The organism is Pulveribacter suum (assembly GCF_003013695.1).
Classification (GTDB): Bacteria; Pseudomonadota; Gammaproteobacteria; order Burkholderiales; family Burkholderiaceae_C; genus Melaminivora; species Melaminivora suum.
The window spans coordinates 436,461-451,130 of sequence record NZ_CP027792.1 but is presented as its reverse complement, the minus strand read 5'-3'; the positions used below and the strand labels follow the sequence as shown (position 1 = coordinate 451,130).

At 71.4% G+C, this 14,670-nt stretch carries 11 protein-coding genes; 4 read left to right on the top strand and 7 right to left on the bottom strand.

Annotated elements, in window-relative coordinates; genetic code table 11:
- Positions 1-16: 16 nt before the first annotated feature.
- Both C7H73_RS02015 and C7H73_RS02010 read right to left on the bottom strand, forming a co-directional pair.
- Positions 17-2,101, bottom strand: coding sequence for an acetoacetate--CoA ligase (locus C7H73_RS02015; protein WP_106845133.1), 2,085 nt, complete (start codon positions 2,099-2,101; stop codon positions 17-19).
- A 235-nt stretch (positions 2,102-2,336) separates the two neighbouring features.
- Positions 2,337-2,576, bottom strand: a complete 240-nt coding sequence (locus C7H73_RS02010; protein ID WP_106845132.1) for a DUF6139 family protein — start codon at positions 2,574-2,576, stop codon at positions 2,337-2,339.
- 142 nt (positions 2,577-2,718) lie between these two features.
- On the opposite strand from C7H73_RS02010, the gene ubiM reads away from it, so the two are divergent.
- The 3 genes from ubiM to C7H73_RS01995 all read left to right on the top strand — a co-directional run bounded on the left by ubiM (position 2,719) and on the right by C7H73_RS01995 (position 6,489).
- Positions 2,719-3,996: a 5-demethoxyubiquinol-8 5-hydroxylase UbiM gene (gene ubiM / locus C7H73_RS02005; protein WP_106845131.1), complete on the top strand. Its 1,278-nt coding sequence runs from the start codon at positions 2,719-2,721 to the stop codon at positions 3,994-3,996.
- An 8-nt stretch (positions 3,997-4,004) separates the two neighbouring features.
- Complete coding sequence (locus C7H73_RS02000; RefSeq protein ID WP_106845130.1) at positions 4,005-5,030, top strand: GGDEF domain-containing protein; 1,026 nt, start codon at positions 4,005-4,007, stop codon at positions 5,028-5,030.
- Between the two features lie 139 nt (positions 5,031-5,169).
- Positions 5,170-6,489, top strand: a complete 1,320-nt coding sequence (locus tag C7H73_RS01995; RefSeq protein WP_106845129.1) for a solute carrier family 23 protein — start codon at positions 5,170-5,172, stop codon at positions 6,487-6,489.
- Here C7H73_RS01995 and C7H73_RS01990 read toward each other — a convergent pair.
- The 3 genes from C7H73_RS01990 to C7H73_RS01980 form a co-directional block, all read right to left on the bottom strand.
- Complete coding sequence (locus C7H73_RS01990) at positions 6,464-7,126, bottom strand: hypothetical protein (protein WP_170104803.1); 663 nt, start codon at positions 7,124-7,126, stop codon at positions 6,464-6,466. The two genes, C7H73_RS01995 and C7H73_RS01990, sit on opposite strands and share 26 nt — an antisense overlap.
- Positions 7,127-7,289: 163 nt before the next feature.
- On the bottom strand, positions 7,290-7,601 hold the full coding sequence (locus tag C7H73_RS01985; protein WP_106845127.1) for a hypothetical protein: 312 nt from the start codon (positions 7,599-7,601) through the stop codon (positions 7,290-7,292).
- A gap of 289 nt (positions 7,602-7,890) precedes the next feature.
- The gene (locus tag C7H73_RS01980) at positions 7,891-8,625 is read right to left on the bottom strand and encodes a zf-TFIIB domain-containing protein (RefSeq protein ID WP_106845126.1); all 735 of its coding nucleotides are present in this window, start codon (positions 8,623-8,625) and stop codon (positions 7,891-7,893) included.
- A 197-nt stretch (positions 8,626-8,822) separates the two neighbouring features.
- On the opposite strand from C7H73_RS01980, the gene C7H73_RS01975 reads away from it, so the two are divergent.
- A complete protein-coding gene (locus C7H73_RS01975) occupies positions 8,823-10,289 on the top strand; it encodes an acetyl-CoA hydrolase/transferase family protein (RefSeq protein WP_106847490.1) in 1,467 nt (488 codons plus the stop codon).
- A gap of 6 nt (positions 10,290-10,295) precedes the next feature.
- Here the strand turns inward: C7H73_RS01975 and C7H73_RS01970 are convergent, their stop codons facing one another.
- Entirely contained in the window at positions 10,296-13,238 is a 2,943-nt protein-coding gene (locus C7H73_RS01970) for a bifunctional diguanylate cyclase/phosphodiesterase (RefSeq protein ID WP_106845125.1), read from the bottom strand.
- Positions 13,239-13,428: 190 nt separating this feature from the next.
- Positions 13,429-14,589, bottom strand: coding sequence for an ABC transporter substrate-binding protein (locus C7H73_RS01965; RefSeq protein WP_106845124.1), 1,161 nt, complete (start codon positions 14,587-14,589; stop codon positions 13,429-13,431).
- Positions 14,590-14,670: the final 81 nt, after the last annotated feature.

The following is a 14,670-nucleotide window of genomic DNA, read 5'->3' as shown; positions in this document are numbered from 1 at the left end:
CCGTAGCGTCGCGGGCTCAGCCTTGCGCGCGCTGTGCGGCCCAGGCCACGTACCAGTCCAGGCAGCCGGGGTTGGCCATGGTCTCGCGATTGACGACCTGCTCCAGGGGCTGGCCCAGCAGCAGCTTCTTGATGGGCAGCTCCTGCTTCTTGCCGCTCAAGGTGCGCGGCACCTCGGCCACCTGCACGATGGCGTCGGGCACGAAGCGCGGGCTCAAGGCGCTGCGGATGGCCGCGCGGATGCGCCCCTGCAGCGCCTCGTCCAGCACGCAGCCCGGGCGCAGCACCACAAACAGCGGCATGAAGCTCTCCCGGCCCAGGTATTCCAGGTCCACCACCAGGCTGTCCAGGACTTCGGGCAGGGCCTCCACGGCGCTGTAGATCTCGCTGGTGCCCATGCGCAGGCCGTGGCGGTTGATGGTGGCGTCGCTGCGGCCGTAGATGACGCAGCCGGGCTGCTCGGGCGAGCCGATCGCGATCCAGTCGCCATGGCGCCAGACGCTGCCGGCCGGCGCGCCGCTGTCGCCGCCGCCGGGCCGGCGGCCGTGGCCGGGCGGGTAGCTGGCAAAGTAGCTGGCCTGGTAGCGCGCGCCGTCGTCGTCGCCCCACAAATACAGCGGCATGGAGGGAATCGGCTGGGTGCACACCAGCTCGCCCACGGCGTCCAGCACTGGGTGCCCGGCCTCGTCCCAGGCCTCGACGGCGGCGCCCAGCATGCGGCACTGCATGCGCCCGGGCATCTGCGGCAGCTCGGGGTTGCCGCCGATGAAGGCGCCCGCGAAATCCGTCCCGCCGGAGATGTTGCACCACCAGACCCGGGGTACGCCGGCGGCAGCCATGAAGTCAGTGCCCCACTGCTGCACTTCGGCCGGCAGCGGCGAGCCGGTGCTGCCCAGCGCGCGGATGCGGCTCAGGTCGCCGCACTGCGCGGGCGTGATGCCGGCCTTCATGCAGTTGGCGTAGAAGGCGGCGCCGGCGCCGAAGAGGGTTACGCCCGTCTCGGCCGCCATGCGCCACAGCAGCGTCCAGTCCGGCTGCTCGCGGCTGCCGGCCGGGCTGCCGTCGAACAGCACGCAGGTCACGCCGCCCAGCAGGCCGCCGACCTGGGCGTTCCACATGATCCAGCCGGTGGAGCTGTACCAGTGAAAGCGCTCGCCCAGGCTCTCGGGGGCGTAGCTGCAGCCCACGTCGTTGTGCAGCACGCCCAGCTGCAGCTGCACCAGCACCATGCCGCCGTGGCCGTGCACGATGGGCTTGGGCAGGCCGGTGGTGCCGCTGGAATAGACGATCCACAGCGGGTGGTCGAAGGGCAGCCAGCGCGGCTCGAACTGCGCCACATGGGCATCATTTCGGGCTGTAACGCTGTCCCAGCTTGCGCAACCAGCTATGGTTTTGGAAGCATCCAGGTTGCTCACCAGCACCACCTGCTGCACGCTGGGCAGCTGCTCGCGAAGCTGCTGCAGCACGGCGCTGCGGTCGTGCTCGCGCCCGCCATGCACCACGCCATCCACGGCAAACAGCACCTTGGGAGCGATCTGGCGGAATCGGTCAAGCACGGCGCTGGTACCCATGTCGGGGGCGCACACGCTCCACACCGCGCCGATGCTGGCGCAGGCCAGGAAGGCGACGATGGTCTCGGGGATATTGGGCAGGTAGGCGGCGACGCGGTCGCCCGGCTGCACGCCCTGGTCCTGCAGATGCAGCGCCACGGCAGCCACCTGGCGGCGCAGCTCGGGCCAGGTCAGCTCGCGCTGCTCGCCGCGCTCGTTGCGCGCGATCAGCGCCGGCTGGCCGGCGACGTGCGCCGCGTCCACGTGGCGCAGCACCTGGCGTGCATAGTTGACCTGCGCTCCGGGAAACCACTGCGCGCCCGGCATGACGTTGCTGGCCAGCACCGCGCCGTGCGGCGTGGGCGACTGGATGTCGAAATACTCCCAGATGCTCTGCCAGAAGGCATCGAGCTCGGTGACCGACCAGCGCCACAGGGCGTCGTAGTCGTCAAAGCGCAGGCCGTGGCGGGCCTGCAGCCAGTCCTGGTAGCGGCGGATCTGGGCGGTGCGCGGGGCGGCTCCGCGGGCCGAAGGGTGGTGGTGTGTCTCCATGGCGCCAGCGTAGCGCCGGCCCGGGCCGCGCGCTGCGCAGTTGGCGACACCTGGGCACGCGCGACGGGGCTCAGAACGTGTTTACGATCTCCACGCGAAGGGGCGCGGGATGCGGATCGGGATGGGCGGCGAGGCGCAAACCGCAGCGATAGCTTGTGCTATCGCGAGGATTTGCAACAACGCAGACCGACCGAGGCGGCGACTGCGCACCCGCGCGGAGGTCGTAAACACGTTCTTAGTGGCGCGGCTGCTCCTTCACGCTGGTGATGGCGTAGCCCTTGGCCTGAAGCTGGCGGCCGGGCTCGGGGATGCCCAGCTCGTCCCAATGCGCCTGGGTCTCGTCCATCTCCACGCCGCTTCGCTCGCTGCTCCAGTCGGTATTGGTGGCTTCCTGGGGGATGGGCCGACCCTCGGGCACGACCAGGTGGGAAAAGCGTCCCTCGGCTTCAGGGCGGCGGTAGATGTCCACGCGCATGACGGATCCTTTGCTCGGCTGTGATAGGACGTTCCACTCTAGGTGGGCACTGCCCCCGGGGGCGTAGGAAGAGGCCGCCTGACCCCGGCCGCCTTGACGCAGGGCAAGGCCCGCAGCCCGCGGGGCGCCGGACAATGCCCCGATGCAAGACCCTACCCTCACCTCTGCGGACGTGCTCATCATCGGCGGCGGCCCGGCCGGCCTGTCGCTGGCCGCCAGCCTGGGCCAGGCCGGCTTTCGCGCCACGGTGCTGGAACAGCAGGGCGACGAGGCGCTGGCCCGCCCCGCCCCCGACGGGCGCGAGATCGCCCTGACCCACCCCAGCGTGGCGCTGCTCGAGCGCCTGGGCAGCTGGCAGCGCCTGGCCGCGCACGAGGTCGGCCTGCTGCACGCCGCCCAGGTGCACGACGGCCCGGTGGGCGCCAGCCAGGCGCTGCACCTGCACGCGGGCGGCAGCGGCGTGGCGCACCTGGGCTGGATCGTGCCCAACCACGCCCTGCGCCGCACGGCCTGGGAGGTGGCCCGCGCCACGCCCGGCGTGCGCCTGATCACCGGCGCGCGCGTGCAGCGCGTGAGCACGCTGGCCGCGCACGCCGAGGTCGAATACCTGCCCGCGGGCGACGGCCAGGCGCCGCAGCGGCTGCACGCGCCCCTGGTGGTGGCCGCCGACAGCCGCCTGTCGGCCACGCGCCGCCAGCTGGGCATTGGCGCGTCCATGACCGACTTCGGGCGCACCGTGATCGTCTGCCGCCTGCGCTGCGAGCGGCCCCACGGCGAGGTGGCGCACGAGTGCTTCGGCTACGAGCGCACCCTGGCCATCCTGCCCCTGCCGGCCGACCCCGCCGACGGCGCGCCGCTGTGCTCGGCCGTGGTCACCGCCGGCAGCGCCGCCGCGCAGGCCCTGCTGGCGCTGCCGCCCCAGGCCTTTGCCGACAGCGTGGCCGCGCAGTTCGGCCACCGCCTGGGCGCCATGCAGCTGGTGGGCGAGCGCCACGCCTACCCGCTGGTGGCCGTCTATGCCCAGCGCTTTGCCGACGCGCGCTGCGCCCTGCTGGGCGACGCCGCAGTCGGCATGCACCCGGTGACGGCGCACGGCTACAACCTGGGCCTGTCCGGCGTGGCCGGCCTCACGCAGGTGCTGACCGCAGCGCGCGCGCGCGGCGCCGACCTGGGCGCGGCCAGCGTGCTGCAGCGCTACGCCCGCGCTCACCACCTGCATGCCTGGCCGCTCTACCAGGGCACCAACGCCATCGTGCGCCTGTACACCGACGACCGCGCCCTGCCCCGCCTGGCGCGCCGCGCCGTGCTGGCCGGCGCCCTGCGCCTGCCGCCGCTGCAGGCGGCCATCGTCAGCCAGCTCACCGGCCGCCGCCCGGCCTGGCCGACGCGCGCGGGCACGTCCGCGCGCGTCCTCCCATAATCCGGCGCATGCCAGAGCTGTTTGAGCACCTGACCCGCTCGCTGACCCGCGCGCAGACGCTGGAGGAACTCACCCGCCCCCTGCTGCAGCTGCTGCAGGAGGTGACCGGGCTGGAGTCCACCTACCTGACCACCATCGACCTGCAGGCCAGCCAGCAGCACGTGCTGTACGCCCGCAACACGCAGGCGCAGGCGCTGGAGATCCCCGAAGGGCTGACCGTGCCCTGGCACGACACCCTGTGCAAGCGGGCGCTGGACGAGGGCCGGCCCATCACCGAGGACGTGGCCGGCTGCTGGGCCGACTCGCAGGCGGCCGCGGCGCTGGGCATCCAGACCTACGCCAGCGCCCCGGTGCGGCTGTCGGACGAGCGCCTGTACGGCACGCTGTGCGCGGCCAGCGCCGCGCGCCACACGCTGGCGCCCGCCGCGCAGCACATGCTGGGGCTGTTTGCCCGCCTGATTGCCCAGCAGATCGAGCGCGAGCAGCTGCTGCACGAACTGGTGCAGGCCAACGAGCGCCTGAGCACCTACGCCAGCACCGACCCCCTGACCCGCCTGCCCAACCGCCGCGCGCTGGAGCAGGCCCTGGCGCGCCAGCTGGCCCAGGGCCAGCGCCAGGGCACGGCGGTGCTGGTGGCCTTCGTGGACCTGGACCGCTTCAAGCAGATCAACGACACCCACGGCCACGACGTGGGCGACCAGTTCCTGGTGCACATCGCCCGCCGGCTGCAGGGCGTGCTGCGCGCGCAGGACTTGGCCGCGCGCCACGGCGGCGACGAGTTCGTCGTGATGGGGCCGGGGCCCCAGCCCTGCGACGACGTGGATGCTGCCCGGCAGGCCTTTGCCGAGCGGCTGAGCGCCGCCACGGCCACGCGCTTTGACAACGGCCGCGTGGCGCTGGACTACGCCGGCGCCAGCGTGGGCGCCGTGGCCGTGCTGCCCGGCACGCTGGCCGCGGGCCAGGCCCTGCAGGCCGCCGACCGGGCCATGTACGAGGTCAAGCAGGCGCGCCAGCGCGGCGCTGCGGCCGGCTGAGCCGTCGCCCTTCACTCCTTTTTTAATAGCTGCCAGCGCTTGGCTGGCGGGCGCTGGAGCCGTTTTTCATTCAAACGCTGCCGCCACGTGGCAAAGCCTCTACCATCGCCCCACCTTTTTTCTGGCAGGAGTGCACAACATGGGGTGGTTTCAATGGCAGCAGCGCGGCGCCGAGGTGCTGCGCGCCGGGGGGGTGATCGGCCCGGATGAGCGGCTGGCCTGGCCGCAGACCGGGCTGATGGGCGTGCAGCACGTGATCGCCATGTTCGGCTCCACCGTGCTGGCGCCCATCCTGATGGGGTTCGACCCCAACCTGGCCGTGCTCATGAGCGGCATCGGCACGCTGATCTTCTTTCTCATCACCGGCGGCCGCGTGCCCAGCTACCTGGGCTCGTCGTTTGCCTTCATCGGCGTGGTGATCGCCGCCACGGCGTACGCCGGCAAAGGGCCGAACGCCAACATCGGCCTGGCGCTGGGCGGCATCGTTGCCTGCGGCGCCGTGTATACGCTGGTGGGCGTGGTGGTGCATGTGGTGGGCACAGGCTGGATCGAGCGCTTCATGCCGCCGGTGGTCACCGGCGCGGTGGTGGCCGTCATCGGCCTGAACCTGGCGGGCGTGCCCATCAAGAACATGGCGGCCAACAACTTCGAGGCCTGGATGCAGGCGCTGACGTTCGTCTGCGTGGCGCTGGTGGCGGTGTTCACGCGCGGCATGGTGCAGCGCCTCCTGATCCTGGTGGGCCTGATCCTGGCCAGCGTCGCCTATGGCGTACTGACCAACGGCCTGGGCCTGGGCAAGCCGGTGGAGCTGTCGGGCGTGGCCGCCGCCGCCTGGGTGGGCCTGCCGCAGTTGCACGCGCCGGTGTTCAGCGCGCCGGCCATGCTCTTGATCGTGCCGGTGGTCATCATCCTGGTGGCCGAGAACCTGGGCCACATCAAGGCCGTCACCGCCATGACCGGCAAGAACCTGGACCAGTACATGGGCCGGGCCTTCATCGGCGACGGCGTGGCCACCATGGTCAGCGGCGCGGTGGGCGGCACGGGCGTGACGACCTACGCCGAGAACATCGGCGTGATGGCCGCCACGCGCATCTATTCGACGGCGGTGTTCCTGGTGGCGGCGCTGATCGCCGTGCTGCTGGGCTTTTCCCCCAAGTTCGGCGCGCTGATCCAGGCCATTCCGCTGCCGGTGATGGGCGGCGTGTCCATCGTGGTGTTTGGCCTGATCGCCATTGCAGGCGCCAAGATCTGGGTGGACAACCGGGTGGATTTCTCGCAAAGCAGCAACCTGCTGGTGGCCGCCATCACGCTGATCCTGGGCACGGGTGAGTTCACGCTGAAGTTCGGTGACTTCGCTCTGGGCGGCATCGGCACCGCTACCTTCGGCGCCATCATCCTGAACGCGCTGCTGTCGCGCGGCGCGCCGGCGCCGGCTAGCGCGGCTCGGCCCGGGGCGTGAAGCCGAAGAATTCGGCCGCCGGCTGGGTCTCCGGCAGCACATAGACCACGGCGGCCTGCCGGCCCAGGGTGGGGGCGATGAAGCGGTCGTAGAACGAGACCGGCACGTTGATGCAGCCGTAGGAGATGCGGTTGTCCTCAATCGTGGCGCTGGCCAGCCGCTGCAGCCTTCGCTCGGACGCCTTGGTAGGCCGCACCCGGTGCAGGGAGATGGCGTCGTCGTAGTCCACCCAGACGATGTCCTCGCCCTTGAGGTTCTCGCCGGGCTCGGACAGAAAGCGCCCGGCCGGCGTGGTGCGCTCGTGCGGCGCGATCTGGGCCATAGGGCGCTCTCCGATGCCGGGCACCGAATGGTCGCCGCTCGCCAGGCCCAGCAGTACCACGGACGAGCCCTGCCAGGCGCCGCTGGCGTCAAAGACGTGTACCGCGGCGGCGCGCTTGTCCACCAGCGCAAAGGGCAGCCGGGCGTTGTTGGAAGTGGTACGCACCCAGTCCAGCACCTGGCGTGCCTCGCCCGACAGGGCCGGCCCGCCGGGCTGCTGGCCGTGCGCACCCGCGGGTGCGCGCGCCGGCGGGCCGGCCGGTGCGGCCTGCGCCGGCACCGCGGCCAGCAGCGCAGCCGCCAAGGCTGCACCCATCAAAGGCACAAGGTGAAATCGTCGTGGCTGGCGCGCCATGGTGTCTCCAGGTAGCAGGGGCCTGTGCATCGGCGCCGGCTGTCCCGGGCGGATGCAAAGGTCCACAAAAAAACAGCGCCCCGGCAGGACGCTCGGAGCGCTGGGGCGGGTGGGCGCGGGCCCTTTAGTTGCGGTCGGCGCGCGCGGCACGGTTGCGCGTGCGGTTGTTGTTGGCCGTGTTGCGCATGGTGTCCTGGCGGTCGTTGTTCATGCCCGTGTCGTTGCCGGACATGGTGCCGCTGGCGTTGGCACCGGTGTTGGAGGCGCTGCCATTGCCCATGGCGGCCTGGCTGTTGCTCACCTGGGGCGCGGGCGAATTGCCCGTCGGCGAGGGGGCGACCGGCGGAGTGGTGTCGCTGGACTGGGCCCAGGCGCCGGCGCTGGCCAGGGCCAGTGCAGCGGTCAGGGAAAGGGTCTTGAGCGTGGTCTTCAACATGGCGTGTCTTCCTTGCAAGTGGGTGGTGGATAAACTGGGCACCGACTGCGGCCGTTGTGCACCACGGGTGGGCACGCGGGGCCAGTGCGGGGCCATCCCCTCAAACTGTCGCTAGTGATGGGCCCATATTTCCCCAGGCCCGGCGCGTCGGCCGTGGACCGTCTTCCCCTGCGGGCGTAGGAAGTTTGCCCGGTGCCCACCCTCTCTTGCGGCCGGCACCCTTGTAGTCAAAAGTGCCTGTAACCGGCTTGCAGCAAGCGCCGGCAGCTATTCAAACGATAGCAATCGATCAGCGGCGAAACCAGGTCCAAACCAGCTCGATGCCCGCGCTCAGCAGGTCGAAGCGGTCGCTGCCTTCGAGCCGCTGGCGCTGGCGTTCGCGCTCCTCGCGCATGCGGCTGCGCTCCAGGGCGATCAGGGCATCGGCCAGGTTCTCGGGCGAGTCGCCCTGCAGCGCGCGCTGCGCCTGGCCCTGCGCCGCCTGACCGTAGCGCGACAGGGCCTGCTGCACGGCCTGCGGGTCCAGCAGCGACAGGGCCGAGCGGCACCAGGGGCAGGCGTGGTCGCGGCGGATGTCCACCGTGCCGCCGCAGGCCGTGCAGGCGATGGTGCCCAGGCGCTGGGCCAGCGTCTCGATCTCCAGGCTGGTGAGGTGGCGAACGAAGCCCTTTTCCACCATGAAGGCGCCAAAGGTGCCAAAGCGCCCGTGGCGCTGCGCGCAGCGGTAGGTGACGTAGCGGCCGCTTTGCGCCATGTCGTAGCCGCGTGCCAGCGCCTGGCTGCAGCGCGGGCAGGCCAGCCGCTCGGCCATGGGGTGGCTGGCCTCGCCGCGGCGCTCGTGCAGCAGGGTGAACAGCGCCAGCACGGAGGCCGGCGCCAGGCGCGTGTTCTCCTGCGGGTCGAACCACAGGCCCTGGCAGGCAAAGCACACGTCCAGCACCAGCGCGCTGCCGGTGCTGCAAGCGAAGTGGTGCTGCTCCATGGTCTGGCGGCAGGAGGGGCAGGCGAGGGGTGAAGCGGACATGAGGGCGTGATCGTACGCAACCGCCGCACCCGGGTTAACCCTGGCTAAGATGCCTCTTCCTTCCGTTCGAGCGAATGCCTGGAGCCCGCGTGCCTTCTTCTTCCCCTTCTTCTGCCTCTCCCACTCCTTTGTCTTTCGACGCCCTGGCGGCCCTGGCGGCCGGGCGCATCCAGCACCCGGGCATGGCCAGCCGCGTGATGGACGCCGCGCAGGCCGCGGCGCTCATCCCCGCAGGCAGCACGCTGGGCATGAGCGGCTTCACCGGCTCGGGCCACCCCAAGCGGGTGCCCCAGGCGCTGGCCGCGCGCATCGAGGCCGAGCACGCGGCCGGACGGCCCTTCAAGGTGAACGTGTGGACGGGCGCCTCCACCGCGCCCGAGCTGGACGGCGCCCTGGCCAAGGTGGGCGGCATGGGCCAGCGCCTGCCGTTCCAGTCCGACCCGATCTGCCGCGACCGCATCAACGCTGGCGAGATCGACTACGTGGACATCCACCTGTCGCACGTGGCGCAGCAGGCCTGGTTCGGCTTTCTCGGGCCGCTCGACGTGGCGGTGATCGAGGTGCTGGGCATCCTGCCCGACGGCCGGCTGATCCCGTCGGCCGCCGTGGGCAACAACAAGACCTGGCTGGACATCGCCGAGCATGTGATCCTGGAGGTGAACACGCTGCCCCCGGCCGAGCTGGAAGGCATGCACGACATCTACTACGGCACCGCCATCCCGCCGCGGCGCAAGCCCATCCACCTGGAGCACGCCACCGAGCGCATCGGCGAGCCCTACCTGCGGGTGGACCCGGCCAAGGTCATCGCCGTGGTGCCCACGCACCACGCCGACCGCAGCACGGCGTTCGCCAAGCCGGACCAGGATTCGCGCGCCATCGCCGCGCACATCATCGACTTCCTGTCGCACGAGGTGAAAAAGGGCCGGCTGCCGCGCAACATGCTGCCGCTGCAGTCCGGCGTGGGCAACGTGGCCAATGCCGTGCTGGCCGGGCTGCTGGACGGGCCGTTCGAGGACCTGCTGGGTTTCAGCGAGGTGCTGCAAGACGGCATGCTGGAGCTGATCCGCACGGGCAAGATGCGCGCCGCCTCGGCCACGGCGATCTCGCTCTCTGGCGAGGCGCTGCGCGAGTTCACCGAGAACATTGCCTTCTACCGCGAGCGCATCGTGCTGCGCTCGCAGCAGATCAGCAACCACCCGGAGCTGGTGCGCCGCCTGGGCGTGATCGCCATGAACGCCATGATCGAGGCGGACATCTACGGCAACATCAACTCCACCCACATCATGGGCAGCGCCATGATGAACGGCATCGGCGGCTCGGGCGACTTCGCGCGCAACGGCTACCTGTCGTTCTTCGTCACACCCTCCACGGCCAAGGGCGGGGCGATTTCCTGCATCGTGCCCATGGTCTCGCACGTGGACCACACCGAGCACGACACCCAGATCATCGTCACCGAGCAGGGCCTGGCCGACCTGCGGGGCCTCGCGCCCCGCCAGCGCGCGCAGGTCATCATCGACCGCTGCGCGCACCCGGACTGGCGGCCCCTGCTGCAGGACTATTTCGACCGCGCGCGCAGCAGCGGCGCGCAGCACACGCCGCACCGCCTGGCCGAGGCGCTGTCGTGGCACCAGCGCTTTCTGGACACGGGCAGCATGCGGCCGTAGCCCCGGCTACCGGGCAGGCGCGGCCAGCCAGTGCGCGGCCGGCGAGGGCCGGCCGAAATAAAAGCCCTGCCCGTACACACAGCCCATCGCCAGCAGCACCTGGCGCTGCGCCTCGGTCTCCACGCCTTCGGCGACCACGTCCAGGTCGAGCGCACGGCCCAGGCCCAGCACGGCCTGGATGATGGCGGCGCTGCGCGGCTGGCCGACGCGGTCCAGGTCGTGGGTAAACGAGCGGTCGATCTTGATCATGCTGAGCGGAAAGCGGTGCACGTGGCCCAGCGACGAGTAGCCCGTGCCGAAGTCGTCCAGCGCCGTTCCCACCCGCGCCGCCTGCAGGCGCTGCAAGATGGCCGCCACCGCCTGCGGATCGCCCAGCAGCGTGCTCTCCGTCACCTCGATGTGCAGCCGCTCGGGCGCGAAGCCGGTCTCGGCCAGCAGCGCCAGCAGGGCCTGGTCGAAGTCGGCATTCACGAAGTGGCGCGGCGAGACGTTCAGCGTCAGAAAGCCCCCGCCGCGCACCAGCGGCGCGCCGGCCAGGCAGGCCAGGCGGTACATGTGCCAGTCGATGGCCTCGATCAGCCCCGTCTGCTCGGCCACCGGCAGGAATTCGCCCGGGCCCAGCAGGCCGCGCACGGGGTGGCGCCAGCGGATCAGCGCCTCATAGCCCACGGTGGCCCCGTCATCCAGGCGCACGATGGGCTGGAAGTGCGGCTCGAAATGCCCGGCGGCCAGCGCCTGGCGCAGCTGATGGGCGACGTCCAGCACGTCCATGCCGCCCTCGTGCTGGCTCTGGTCAAAGAGCACGAAGCGCTGGCGCCCGCCCGCCTTGGCCCGGTACAGCGCCACGTCCGCGTCGTGCAGTATCTCGTCGATGGTCTGGTGGTGGCCCTGGCAGACGGCGATGCCGATGCTCACCGAGACCTGCAGCTCGCGCTCGCCCGCCTGCACGGGTGCCTGCATGCCCTCCTGGATGCGCTGGGCCACCTTGCGCCCGGCCGTGGGCTGGGCGCCGTGCTCGATCAGGATGGCGAACTCGTCGCCGGACAGGCGCGCCACCAGGTCCGGGCCGCGCACGCACTGCAGCAGGCGGCTCGCGACCTCGCACAGCACGCCGTCGCCCACCAGGTGGCCCAGGCTGTCGTTGAACAGCTTGAAGCGGTCCACGTCCAGGTACAGCAGCGCGAACTCGTGGCGCGCGTCGCGCTGGCGCAGCGCCAGCGCGCGCTCGAGCCGGTCGCGCAGGTACACGCGGTTGGGCAGCTGGGTCAGCGGGTCGTGCATGACCTGGTGCTTGAGCTGCGCCTGCATCTGTTCGCGCACGGCGATCTGCTGGCGCAGCTCCTGCGTGCGCTCGTGCACGCGCTGTTCCAGCTGGGCGTTGAGCGCCTGCAGCGCTTCGGCCTGCTGGCGCCGGTGCACGCTGTTGGCGATCTGGTGCGACACGAAGGTCAGCAGGTCCGCATCGTGCGTGTCGTAGCGCAGGTCGGGGCGGTAGCTTTGCACCGTCACCACGCCCATGACGCCCGCGGGGCCCAGCAGCGGGGCGCCCAGCCAGCACACGGTGGCAGATTTGCTGATGCCGCGCTGCAGCTCGACGTCGCCGCGTGCCAGCAGGCCCTCCATGTCCGCCACGTCCAGCAGCTGCGTGCGGCCCTGGCGGATGACGTATTCGCTTAAGCCCCGCCCCAGGGGCCGGTCCACGCCGGATTCGCCGGCCGCGTCCACGCTGTAGGGAAAGTGCAGCGCGCGGCCGTCGGCGGAGACCAGCGCGATGTAGAAGTTCTCGGCGTTGATCAGCTCGCCCACGGCGGCGTGCACGCTGCGGTAGAAATCTGCGTCGCGCTCCTGGCTGTTGGCCATGGCGGCGATGCGGTACAGCGTGGCCTGCAGGTGTGCGGCGCGCTCGCGCTCGGCCACCTGCTGCTGCAGCTGCTGGTTGGCCAGCGCCAGCTCGCGCGTGCGGTCGGCCACGTGCCGCTCCAGTACCTGCTGGCCGCGCTTGCGCTCCACGGCATTGAGCACGTGCTCGGCCACGAAGCCGAGCACCGCGCAGTCCGCCTCGCTGTAGCCCAGGCCTGCGCGGTAGCTCTGCACCGCCAGCACCCCCAGCACGACGCCGTCGCGCAGCATGGGCACGCCCATGAAGTCCGCCGAAGGGGTGCCGACCACCGCGCCCCGCGACAGGCCCAGCGAACGCGCCACCTGCCCGGCCGGCCCGCGCACGGTGCGCGCCTGCTGGATGATCGCCAGCGTGAAGCTGTCCTTGAGCTGCGCCACCGGCACTTCGTGCCGCGGGTCGTACATCTGGCCGTCCTTTTCGTCGGCGAAGTAGATGAAACGCACGCTCTCGCGCTGGCGGTCATGCAGCGCGATGAAGAAGTTCTGCGCGTACATCAGCCGCCCGACGATCTGGTGCAGGCCGCGCAGCATGGCGTCCATGTTCTGCTCGGACGCTGCCAGGTCGGCAATGGCAAACAGCGCGTGCTGCAGCTGCTCGGCCTGCTCGAGCTGGTGCACCGACTGGCGCAGGCGCTGCATGGTGCGCAGCTCGCCGATGCGCTGGCTGGCCAGCGCCAGCAGCCGCGTGGCCGGGTCAGGCAGCGCCGCCGCGCCCGTCAGCACCAGCGCGTCGCGCTGCGCTCCGGCCGCGTGCAGCAGGTGTACGCCGGGCGGCAGCCCCGCGTCGCCGTGGCCCGCGGCCAGGGCCAGCTGGCGACGCGCGGGCGTCAGGGCGCCGGGGGGCTCGGCCTCAGGGCCGCCCGGCTCGAACCAGACCACGCAGGGCGCGGCCACACCGGCCTCCTGCAGCCCGCGGGCCAGGGCAGCCGCGGCAGCGCGCACGGTGGCGGCAGACAGCACCGCCAGCGCGCAGGCGTCCACAGCGCCAGCGGCGCCCGGCGGCTCCTGCGGCGTGTCGCCCAGCGGTTCTGGCGGCTGCGTCTGGCCCATGTCGGTCTCCTGGAAGGCCCCGCCGCGGCTAGCGAAGATCTTGGAAAGCGGGCAGGCAGTGTATCTGGCTGTATCAAACCTGCACACCACCGCATGGCCGCGCCCAAGGACGAAATATGCAGGAAAAACGGCTCCAACGCTTGTGGATCAAGCGCTGGCAGCTATTAAAATATGAGCGAAACGGCCGAACTCAGCCGATGAACCGCCCGTTGCTGCCCAGCACGCCCATCTCGATGAAGCGCGAGCCCACATAGGGGGGCTGGCCGCCGTAGTCCACCACGAAGCCGCCCAGGTCCAGCTGGCGGATGCCGGCCAGCGCGCCGCGCAGGCGCGCCTGGGTGACGTCCTTGCCGGCGCGCTCCAGGCCCTCCAGCAGCACGCGGGCGTTCACGTAGGCCTCCAGGCTGCCTTGCGAGAACTCGGTGTGGCCGGCCGCGCGCATGGCGCCCTGGTAGTCGCGCACCAGCTGCGTCTTGCCGCGGTGCGGGTCGGGCACCACCATGGTCAGGGCGATGCCGCTGCCGTCCTCGCCCAGCTGGGCCAGGCTGGCGCCGGGCAGCGTGACGCTGACGCCGGCCATCAGCACGCCGGGCAGCTGCGCCTTGATGCCGCGCACCAGCTGCGGGCCCACGGCGCCGGCGGTGGCCAGCAGCACGGCCGAGGGGCGCGCGGCGCCGACGGCCTTGAGCACCTCCGGCAGGTTCTTGCCGTCGGTGGCAATGGCCGTCTGCACCAGCGGCTTGGCACCCTGCTTTTGCAGCGCGGCGGTGGCCACCTCCAGCAGCTCGCGGCCGTAGCCGTTGTCCAGATAGATAACGCCCAGGCCCTTCAGCCCCATGCCGGTCAGGCGCTCGATCAGGCGGTTCACCTCGTCGGTGTAGCTGGCGCGCACGTGGAACACGTTGCGCGCGCCCTTGCGCAGCGAGGCCGCGCCGGTGACCGGGGCCACGTGGGGGATGCCCGCCTCCTCCACCACCGGCAAGATGGCCGTGTTGTTGGGCGTGCCCACGCATGACAGCAGCGCCAGCGCGCCGCCCTGGCCGATGAGCTGTTTGACGTTGGCCAGCGTGCGCTCGGGCACGTAGGCGTCGTCCAGCAGCTGCAGCTGCACGCTGCGCCCATGCACTCCGCCGCGCGCGTTGACCTGCGCGAACGCAGCGCCGGCGCCTTGCTGGATGTCGCTGCCAAAGGCCAGCAGCGGCCCGCTCAGCGGCCCCGAGCAGCCGATGGTGACGGCCCGTGCGGTGACGCCGGGCGCGTCCTGCGCGTGGGCGCTTTGCAGCAGGGCCGGCCCGGCCAGGGCGGCGGCGCCGGTGCGGCAGGCAAGGGAGACGAAATGACGACGTTGCATGGCAAAAAGGGCCGGCAGGGGCCAGGAGTGACAAAGGCGGTTGTTGCCCAGGGGACAGCGCCGGCGCGGCAGCTGCCAATA

Coding starts and splice junctions, on each gene's coding strand:
- ubiM (WP_106845131.1), top strand. CDS start 2,719: ATGCAAGACCCTACCCTCACCTCTGCGGACGTGCTCATCATCGGCGGC.
- C7H73_RS01970 (WP_106845125.1), bottom strand. CDS start 13,238: ATGGGCCAGACGCAGCCGCCAGAACCGCTGGGCGACACGCCGCAGGAG.
- C7H73_RS02010 (WP_106845132.1), bottom strand. CDS start 2,576: ATGCGCGTGGACATCTACCGCCGCCCTGAAGCCGAGGGACGCTTTTCC.
- C7H73_RS01975 (WP_106847490.1), top strand. CDS start 8,823: ATGGACGCCGCGCAGGCCGCGGCGCTCATCCCCGCAGGCAGCACGCTG.
- C7H73_RS02000 (WP_106845130.1), top strand. CDS start 4,005: ATGCCAGAGCTGTTTGAGCACCTGACCCGCTCGCTGACCCGCGCGCAG.
- C7H73_RS01980 (WP_106845126.1), bottom strand. CDS start 8,625: ATGTCCGCTTCACCCCTCGCCTGCCCCTCCTGCCGCCAGACCATGGAG.
- C7H73_RS01995 (WP_106845129.1), top strand. CDS start 5,170: ATGGGGTGGTTTCAATGGCAGCAGCGCGGCGCCGAGGTGCTGCGCGCC.
- C7H73_RS01965 (WP_106845124.1), bottom strand. CDS start 14,589: ATGCAACGTCGTCATTTCGTCTCCCTTGCCTGCCGCACCGGCGCCGCC.
- C7H73_RS01985 (WP_106845127.1), bottom strand. CDS start 7,601: ATGTTGAAGACCACGCTCAAGACCCTTTCCCTGACCGCTGCACTGGCC.
- C7H73_RS01990 (WP_170104803.1), bottom strand. CDS start 7,126: ATGGGTGCAGCCTTGGCGGCTGCGCTGCTGGCCGCGGTGCCGGCGCAG.
- C7H73_RS02015 (WP_106845133.1), bottom strand. CDS start 2,101: ATGGAGACACACCACCACCCTTCGGCCCGCGGAGCCGCCCCGCGCACC.